This window comes from Pseudomonas syringae (assembly GCF_021606685.1).
Classification (GTDB): domain Bacteria; phylum Pseudomonadota; class Gammaproteobacteria; order Pseudomonadales; family Pseudomonadaceae; genus Aquipseudomonas; species Aquipseudomonas syringae_R.
This window is the reverse complement of record NZ_WKCB01000127.1, coordinates 1-9,070: the sequence shown is the minus strand read 5'-3', so window position 1 is coordinate 9,070 and position 9,070 is coordinate 1. Positions and strand designations below refer to the sequence as shown.

General features: G+C 61.2%; 9 protein-coding genes. 5 read left to right on the top strand and 4 right to left on the bottom strand.

The features are described from left to right. Window positions 1–178: 178 nt before the first annotated feature. A complete protein-coding gene (locus GIW02_RS26480; RefSeq protein ID WP_236418007.1) occupies window positions 179–1,147 on the bottom strand; it encodes a hypothetical protein in 969 nt (322 codons plus the stop codon). Window positions 1,148–1,343: 196 nt separating this feature from the next. On the opposite strand from GIW02_RS26480, the gene GIW02_RS26475 reads away from it, so the two are divergent. Continuing rightward, a complete protein-coding gene (locus tag GIW02_RS26475; protein ID WP_236418008.1) occupies window positions 1,344–2,840 on the top strand; it encodes a helix-turn-helix transcriptional regulator in 1,497 nt (498 codons plus the stop codon). Between the two features lie 131 nt (window positions 2,841–2,971). Beyond that, window positions 2,972–3,244 (top strand): DUF1652 domain-containing protein, encoded by a 273-nt coding sequence (locus GIW02_RS26470; protein ID WP_101268531.1) that lies wholly within the window; start codon window positions 2,972–2,974, stop codon window positions 3,242–3,244. Here the strand turns inward: GIW02_RS26470 and GIW02_RS26465 are convergent. Then, window positions 3,207–4,400, bottom strand: a complete 1,194-nt coding sequence (locus GIW02_RS26465) for an MFS transporter (RefSeq protein ID WP_236418011.1) — start codon at window positions 4,398–4,400, stop codon at window positions 3,207–3,209. The genes GIW02_RS26470 and GIW02_RS26465 overlap by 38 nt on opposite strands. Window positions 4,401–4,476: 76 nt before the next feature. Then, on the bottom strand, window positions 4,477–4,785 hold the full coding sequence (locus GIW02_RS26460; RefSeq protein ID WP_236418012.1) for an RcnB family protein: 309 nt from the start codon (window positions 4,783–4,785) through the stop codon (window positions 4,477–4,479). A gap of 125 nt (window positions 4,786–4,910) precedes the next feature. Here GIW02_RS26460 and GIW02_RS26455 point away from each other — a divergent pair, with 125 nt between their 5' ends. From GIW02_RS26455 to GIW02_RS26445, 3 genes are read left to right on the top strand one after another with little or no spacing between them, the layout of a single operon-like run. Beyond that, window positions 4,911–5,468: an XRE family transcriptional regulator gene (locus GIW02_RS26455; protein ID WP_236418014.1), complete on the top strand. Its 558-nt coding sequence runs from the start codon at window positions 4,911–4,913 to the stop codon at window positions 5,466–5,468. Between the two features lie 14 nt (window positions 5,469–5,482). Then, window positions 5,483–6,829, top strand: a complete 1,347-nt coding sequence (locus GIW02_RS26450; protein WP_236418016.1) for a glutamine synthetase family protein — start codon at window positions 5,483–5,485, stop codon at window positions 6,827–6,829. Between the two features lie 15 nt (window positions 6,830–6,844). Beyond that, entirely contained in the window at window positions 6,845–7,942 is a 1,098-nt protein-coding gene (locus GIW02_RS26445) for a DNA alkylation repair protein (RefSeq protein WP_236418018.1), read from the top strand. 135 nt (window positions 7,943–8,077) lie between these two features. On the opposite strand, the gene GIW02_RS26440 is transcribed toward GIW02_RS26445, so the two are convergent. Continuing rightward, a complete protein-coding gene (locus tag GIW02_RS26440) occupies window positions 8,078–8,971 on the bottom strand; it encodes a LysR family transcriptional regulator (RefSeq protein WP_236422198.1) in 894 nt (297 codons plus the stop codon). Between the last annotated feature and the right edge of the window lie 99 nt (window positions 8,972–9,070).

Genomic DNA, 9,070 nt, shown 5'->3' with positions numbered 1-9,070 from the left:
TCGTGGTTCATGGCGGGCCCGTTCAAGGTGTAAAAGGGTGGGGTTTTCGCAGAATTGGGCGGGGTTGGCAAGCATGAAAGTGGATGGGTCGTCGGTGCACGTACAACCGCACTCATGAGCACAAAAAAAGGCAGCCTAAGCTGCCCTTAAAGCGCGGCGTCCCTGCCGCAGATTCAGGTTAAGCCAATGGCACGCGACGGGTAGTCAGTGCGATACGCCCTACAAAGAAGCTCAACGCGGCGCCCAACAGCAACATCGCCAAGGTGCTCCAGGCAGCGCGGGACACTTGCTTGGCTGCCACTTCAGCGGCTTCACGGGCCTTTTGCTCGGCCTGTTGCTTGAGTTCATCGACCTTCTGCATGGCTTGCTGGTAAGCCTGGGCATAGTTGTCGACGATCTGCGTGGCTTCTTCCTTGCTCTTGCCGGTGCGGGCAGCAACGATGTTGACCAGCGCGTCTTTATCGGCGGCGTTCAACGCAGGCTCGCCAGAGGCTTTCACACGCTCGAACCACTGTTTGAGCTCATCACCGGCCTGGGCGGGGTTGGTCGCCGCGTCGGTTGCCGACTGCTTGCCATCGGCAGCTGCCTGGTCGGTTTTTTGCTCAACGTTGGAGGGGTCCAGCTCCGGCTTGCCGCTTTGCTTGAGCAACGTATCGAGTTGGCCTTGCAGGCTGTTCCAGTCCAGCTGGATGCCTTGCTCGTTCAACTGCTGTTTGATGCTGTCGCCGACCCCTGGCGCTGCGGCGGCAATACCGCTACCGGCAGCCGACAGGCCTTTGCCCACCACGTTGCCAGCAGTGCCGACCACGCTCGCAGCCAGGCCGGCCAGCAGCCAGGTGGTGAACAAGGTGGTCAGGGTCCAGGTCAATACGCCGTGCAGGCCGCCACGGTCAGGGGCAGTGCGCCCAGCCACAAACGCGCCAAGGGCGATGGCCACCAATGTCGACACAAACAGCCAGATCCCGGCCCCCGTCCCGAAACCGCTCAGCGGGTTACCCGCCTCCATCGGGTCAACGGCGCTGGCGCCGATGGCCGTGCCGAGCACACTCAATACCAGGTAGGTGACCAGTGCAATTGCACTACCGGCCAATACCGAGCTCCAGGACACGCGAAACAACGATCGATTGGTTTCATAGACAGTGGTCATACAAAGGCCCTTCACAAGTTATAGGAGCAAGGCAATCTGCCTTGATGGGTGTGAGTGTGGCGAAAGGACATACGTTCAGTCGCGGGCCAAATGCACCATGCAGCGTGGTGCATTTGCACTCCCCCATCTGTAATTTCTTTGCACTATCCTGAGCCCCGTGTGTCCGAGGTTTATGCGCCTTTTCCCCGGAGAAACCATGAGCCAGGATGTCCTCGCCAAAGAAACCAACCGCCGCCAGCTGCAGCAGATCATCTCCGGGTTATCTGACGGGATCATCCTCGCGGAAGTCGACCAAACCATCCTCTGGGCCAATGAAGCCGCGCTGACCATGCACGGCGTCGAAGCCGTGATGGCCCTGGGCGCCAATACCCAGGAATACGCCGAACGCTTTGCCCTGCGTTATCGCAATAACCACCCGGTGCAGCTGGACAACTACCCCCTCGCCCGTGCGGCTGCGGGTGAAGAGTTCAGCGACGTGGTAGTGGAAGTCACGCCCCGTGATGACGAAGATAAAACCTGGGTTCACCGCCTGCGCAGCCTGGTGATCACCGACTCGCACGGTGAGCCGGAGTTGCTGGTACTTGTCCTCAGCGACGCCACCGAATGGGCCAGCGCGGAGCAGCGCTTCGAAAAAACCTTCAACGCCAACCCCGCACCCGCGGTGATCTGCCGCTTGAGCGACCTGCGCTACATCAAGGTGAACCAGGGCTTTCTGGAAATGACCGGGTATAACCGCGACCAGGTCATCGGCAAATCCGTCTATGAGCTGGACGTGCTCGAGCAGGCCGAGCGCAAGGACCTGGCCATCCAACGCCTGGGCGAAGGCGCGACCATCCCGCAGATGCAGGCCGAACTGCGCCTGCCTGAAGGCGGCAGCAAACTGGTGATTGTCGCCGGCCAGCCGTTGGACATGAACGAAGAAGACTGCATGCTGTTTTCCTTCACCGACCTGGAGCCGCGTCGCAAGGCGGAAATCGCCCTGCGTCAAAGCGAGGAACGCTTCGCCAAGTCGTTCCGTCTGACGCCGGTGCCCACCCTGGTGTGCAACGCCGCCAACCGCCAGGTGGTGGACGTCAACGAAGCGTTCATGAGCATCACCGGTTACCTCAGCGAAGAGCTGATCGGCAAGGCCATCGAAGACATCGACTTTATCGACAGCGCCCAGGCCGGCGCGCAGTTGTTCGCGACCCTGGAAAAAGCCGGCAACCTTGACGGCCTGGACCTCAAGGTGCGCAAAAAAGGCAACGAAGTGATCGACTGCGTGGTGTCGGCCGACACCGTGATCATCCAGGACGTACCGTGCTACCTGCTGGTGCTGATGAACATCACCGAGCGCAAACGCTCGGAGCTGGAATTGGTGGCGGCCATCGAGGAAGTGATGCAAGACGCGTCCTGGTTCAGCCAGACACTGATCGAAAAACTGGCCAACGCCAAGAGCGTCAACAGCCCAAACCTGCCCAACGTCAACTTCACCGACCTCACCGCCCGCGAGCGCGATGTGCTTGGGTTGATCTGCGAAGGCCTGGCCGACAAGGAAATCGCGTCACGCTTGAAACTGGCGCCCAATACCGTGCGCAACCATGTGGCCACGGTGTATTCAAAACTGGGGGTGCACAGCCGCAGCGCGGCCATCGTTTGGGCCCGTGAACGCGGGCTTTTCGCCGGTGAATTGCGCGTCAAAAATACGCGCTGACAGTGCAAATGCACTAGTGCTGTTAGTGCGAATTCGCCTTATCCCACGCGGTTGCAATCCTTAACCTTCAAGGGGTGAGCACAGGGCCTTGAACCTGTGCCGTGTTGAAACGACACCTTGAAGGAACCCTCATGTTTACGCTCTCTCAACTGCGAAATTGCATCGAAGAAGGCCTGGCGCCGCTGACGTGCGAGTTCACCCTCTGCCGGGATGCGTCTTTGACCCTCAAGGTCTATGACGCCGACACCGGCCGGGTGGACCTGGTGGTGACGGGGATCAGCACCAACCGGCTGCAGACCCCGCAGGAAGTGGAAAAGATGGTGGAAGAACTGCGCTACGAACTGCAAAGCAACAACATGGGCAAGCTCAGGCTGGATGACTTGCCTTCAACGACGAACCAATGAAATAGAACACCCCACCCGCGACGATAAACGCCCCCAGCATGAAGAACATGTAGTGGGCCGGCAGGCTGGCCAGCACCAGCCCACACAACACCGGCCCCAGCGCGGCCCCGAGGTTGGACAGGTTCTGCGCCCCGTAGTACATGCCTCGCAAGTGGTCCGGGGCAATTCGGTCGATAAACATGTATTCGGCCGGGAACACGATGATCTCCCCCACCGTAAACACCGCCATTGCCAGCACCCACCACAGCACGCTGGTGGACAGCGCAAACCCGATCAACCCAAGCATGAACATGCTCAAGCCCAGAATCAGCCACTGGCTCAGATAACGGTGCGAGATGCGTCGGCCGATCACGTACTGCAAGGCAATCACCAGCACGGCGTTGGTGGTGAGCACGGCGCTGATCACCGTGTAGGTGTAGTCGGCGGAGGTAGTCGTCACCAGGTACTGCGACAGGTAGGCCGTGAACTGGCCGAACACTACCGCACTGAGCAGACCGCCGAGGGTGAAGCACACCAGGCGGTGGTCGCGCAGCAACACGCGGCCGACGGCGAGGAACGCCACCGGCTTCTGCGCGGGCTCGGCGGTGGTCAGCGTGCGGTCGCCCCAACGCCAGTACAGCAGGAAAAACCCCACGCCCAATAACGCCGACAAAATAAACGGCAGACTGATGTCCAGCTTGGCCACCATCGCGCCAAAAAACGGCCCCACGGCGTAACCGATGTTGGTCAGCGTGTACTTGATCGAAAACACTTCGCTGCGCGCATCCTCGGGCAGCAGGCTGGCAAAGCCGGCCTTGACCGCGATGTCGATCACCGCGTACGCCAGGTTGATCAGGATCAGGCAGCTATAGAACGCCCAGATATTCTGCGCGATGAGCGTGCCGAGAAAGCCCACTACAAACAGCACGCTCAAGCCCAGCAGCAGCCGATAACTGTTGATGCGGTCGACCAGAAAACCGCCATACACACTGAGCAATGAACCGACGATCAGCGAACTGCCGATCACCAGGCCCACTTGGGTGATGTCGAGCGCGAAGTGGCTGGTGAGGTAAATCACCAGGTAGGGAAAGGTAATCGCCTTGGCCAGCGTGAGCATCAACGTGGCGGACAACAACAGGTTTACGGTACGCGGGTAGTTTCTTATTGTGGCAAGCATCCTGCTCTCTTTCTTTGAAGGTAACGCGACCATCGAGGCCGGTTACCTTACCGCAAGAACAGGCAAAAAACGCCGGTCATTTCTTGACGGGGGTGATCTCGAGAATGGTGCCGTTGGTGGTCTTGAGCAGCACAAACTTGTCACCTACCCGCGTCCACTGGCTGTCTTCTTCAGGCTGCTTGAGACCGCGCTTTTTCCAGTCGCTGACGGCCGATTCCTTGCGCATCAGCATGTCGGGGGCACGGTCGCCTTCTTTCAGATCGCGGGTATTGATACTGGAAGGCTGCACGGTTTCCTGCGGGGTATCACCGGCCTGTGCGACAAAGCTGGCGGTGGACAGGCTGGTGGCGACCAGCAGGCAGGCGGCGAGGGTCTTGGACTTCATGGGTGCTCCTTGAATGAATGGCGCGTACCCAGGTTCGGACCGCAGCGGTTTGGAATCATTCAGCCGCGCTTGATGACATGAAATAATTCCTGTAATTTTTCATGAAATTATTCGACATAAATTTCATGACGCCACAAGAAGAACTCGCCACCCTCGCTGCGCTCATCCACGACCTGCGCAAGCACAAGAAGCTCACCCTGGCCCAACTGGCACACACAATCGAGCGCTCGGTGGGTTTCCTGTCCCAGGTGGAACGCGGTCTGTCACGCCCGACGGTGGCGGACCTGACCGCCATCAGCCACGCCCTGGACGTGCCCACCACGTATTTCTACAGCCAACCCAAACCCAAGGCCGTGGACTGGATCACCCGCCCCAACGAGCGGCGCACGGTGTATTACGCCAACGGCATCACCGACATCCTCGTTTCACCGAGCCTGAGTGGCGCGTTTTCGATGCTCGACAGCCTGTTGGCCCCTGGCGCCAACAGCGGTGAACAGACCATGAGCGACCGCGCCGAGCAGGCCGGGTTTGTGCTCGAAGGCGAGCTGACGCTGTGGGTCGAGGGCGAGGCCGACTCGGTCACCCTCGGCCCCGGTGACAGCTTCCACCTGGCCAGTTTCGCCCATTGCCGCTACGCCAACCTGACCGACCTGCCCGCCCGCGTGCTGTGGGTTTATAACTAGGAGCCCCCCCCCCCGTGAAAAGCCAACCTTCCACGTTGCTGGCCGAAGTACGGACCTTTCGCCAGAACCATCCCGAGGTGCGTTACGTCGACCTGATCGCCCTGGACATTCCCGGGCATTTCTACGGCAAGCGCTACCCGGTGGAGATGCTCGAAAAGGTCGCCGCCGGCAGCCCCTTGAAGCTGCCGCAAAACGCCGTGCTGCTGGGGGCCCAGGGTGGGTTGTTCAAGATTGGCGACTACTGCTTCCACGACGGCGACCCGGACGCCAACCGCCGCCTGGTGCCCGGTACGCTCAAGCCGGTGAGCTGGGAATCACAGCCATTGGGGCAGATGCTGATCACCTCGGATGGCACCGAGGCGCCCATCGAATTCGAACCCCGAGAAGTCTTGGCCAAGGTGCTGGAGCGCCTGCACCACAAAGGCATTCATCCGGTCGTCGCGTTTGAGCTGGAGTTCTACCTGTTCGACAAGAAACTCGACAACGGCCTGCCGCAATTCGCCCGCGACCCGCTCAGCGACGACGCCGACGACCAGCCGACCTTGCATATCGAGCGGCTGTCGCGCTTCAGTGCCGTGCTCGATGACATGGCGCAGACCGCCAAGGACCAGGGCATCGACATCACGGTGATCACCGCCGAACTCGGCCCCGGCCAGTTCGAGATCAATTTCGGCCACCTCGACGACGGCCTGCGCGCCGCCGACTGGGCCGCCCTGTTCTGCCGCAGCACACGTGGTGTGGCGCTGAAACACGGCTACCGCGCCAGCTTCATGGCCAAGCCCTACCTGCACCACCCCGGCAGCGGCATGCATGTGCATGTCAGCCTGTATGACGGCGCGGGCAATAACCTGCTGGCGGCCCACCAGCAGCAACCGCTGCGCCATGCCGTAGCCGGATGCCTGGAACTGCTGCCGCACTGCATGCCGATCTTCTCACCCAACCACAATGCCTTGCGCCGCCTGGGCGGCACGGTGAACGCCGCCACCCGTGCCAGCTGGGGGTTTGAAGACCGCGACGCGTGCGTGCGCATCCCCGAATCCGACCCGCGCAACTTGCGCATCGAGCACCGCCTGGCCAGCGCCGACGCCAACCCCTACCTGGTGCTGGCGGCGATCCTGGCCGGGCTTGAACATGGGCTTGAGGCCAAGCGCGAGCCCATCGCGCCGCTGAACGAGGACCGCACCAGCGGCGCCGATTTCCCTTTGGAAATGCTTGAGGCCGTGCGCGCCATGCAGCATCAACCGGTAGTACGCGATAAGCTGGGCGGCGAATTTGTCGACGTGTACTGCGAGAACAAACGCCAGGACCACCTGGCCTTTCAACAAGAGATCAATGCGCGGGAATACCGCTGGTTTCTCTAACCTTCTGGATCACCGATGACCGAGCAAAGCGCCCCAGCCCTCAAGGAAATCTTCAACCTTGAACGCTTGCAACACATCGCCGCCGAAATGACGGCGGTGTACCCGGCGTTCGACGCCAAGGGTTTCCTCGAGCATGCCAATTCGGGGCTGGCCCAATTGTCGGTGATGCAGCGCATGGCGCGGGTCAGCGAGAGCCTGCACGCCGTGATCCCACTGGATTACCCGCAAACCCTCACACTGCTCTACGCCCTGGCCCCGCGCCTGAACAGCGGGTTTGTCAGCCTGTTCCTGCCGCACTACGTGGCAAGTTACGGGCGCGATGACTTCAAGCGCTCCATGGCTGCGCTCAAATACTTCACCACCGTTGGCTCTGCCGAATTCGCCATTCGCTACTTCTTGCTGCACGACTTCAAACGCACCCTGGCGGTGCTGCAGGCCTGGTCGCTGGACCCCAACGAACACGTGCGCCGCCTCGCCAGCGAAGGCTCGCGCCCCCGCCTGCCCTGGTCGTTTCGCCTGGCCCAAGTGCAAGCCAACCCGCAGCTGTGCGCGTCGATCCTCGACAACCTCAAGGCCGACAGCAGCCTGTACGTGCGCAAGTCCGTGGCCAACCACCTCAACGACATCACCAAGGACCACCCAGACTGGGTGCTCAGCCAGATCGAAGGCTGGAACCTGGACAACCCGCACACCGCCTGGATCGCCCGTCACGCCCTGCGCAGCCTGATCAAGCAGGGCAATGCCCGCGCGCTGACGCTCATGGGCGCTGGCGCCAAGGCCGAAGTGAAGATCCACCATCTCATGGTCACGCCAGCGGTGATCAACCTCGGCGAACGCATCACTCTGTCCTTCACCCTGGAATCCACCGCCCCGGCGCCACAGAAGTTGGTGGTGGATTACGCCATCGACTATGTGAAGAGCGCCGGGCATAGCGCGGCGAAGGTGTTCAAGCTCAAGGCGTTTACCCTCGGTGCGCGTGAGCAGCAACGCATCAGCCGCGAGCAACACATTCGCGAACTGACAACGCGCAAGCACTATCCGGGCAAGCATCTGGTGCATGTGCTGGTGAATGGGGAAAGGCTGGGGAGTGCCGAGTTTGAGTTGCGCGCCTGACGCGGTTGAGTGATTCCACACACCTCCAATGTGGGAGCGGGCTTGCTCGCGAATGCGGTGAATCAGGCACTAATAGGTCGACTGACACACCGCATTCGCGAGCAAGCCCGCTCCCACAGTATTGATCCGGTGCCTTCAGTTGGTTTCGCCCAGCAACAACCCCTGCTCGCGCGCGCACAACTCCACCACGTAATCCCACAACACCCGCAGCCGTACCGACTTGTGCAACTCCCGGCGCGAGCTGATCCAGTAGCTGCGCTGGATGCCCTCCCCTGGCAGCAACGGCACCAGGTCGGGGTCGCCTGACGCCATGAAGCATGGCAACACGGCGATCCCCAGCCCCGAGCGCGCGGCCTGGTGCTGGGCGATCACGCTGGTGCTGTGGAAGACCACCTTGGGATTGCGGCAGAAGCTGCTAAGGAACTTCAGTTCCTGGCTGAACAGCAGGTCGTCGACGTAATCGATCCATGAGTGAACAGCGAGGTCTTCGCGCTTTTCGATGGGCGGGTGGCGCTCCAGGTAAGCGCGGCTGGCGTAGAGCGCGAGTCGGTAGTCGGTGAGTTTGCGCGTGACCAGTTGGTCGACGCTGGGGCGTTCGAGGTGGATGCTGATCTCCGCTTCGCGGTTGAGGATGCTGACAAAGCGCGGCACCGCCACCAGCTCCACTTCGAGCCCCGGGTAGCGTTCGAACAGCCCACCCATGCGGCTGGCGAGGAACATAACCCCCAGGCCTTCAGCCACGCCGAGGCGGATCTTGCCCAGGGGCGCAGCAGAATGGGTGAGTTCGTCTTCAGCCAGCAGCGCGACGTTTTCCATGGCTTCAGCATGTTTGAGCAGGGCTTCGCCGGAGGGGGTCAGTTCGTAGCCTTGGGCGTGCTGCACAAACAATGCAGTGCCGAGGCTTTTCTCGATGGCTTCGATGTGACGCGCCACCGTGGCGTGGGTGGTTTTCAGACGCTGCGCGGCGGTGAGCAAACGGCCGCTGCGCTGCAACTCGAGAAAAAACCGCAAGTCATTCCAGTCGAACATGTCACCTCCCTCCCTTGAACATAAACATCGATGGCTTGCATGCATCTTGTTGTGGCGAGCGGGCTTGCCCGCGTTGGGCTGCGCAGCAGCCCCAAAAAC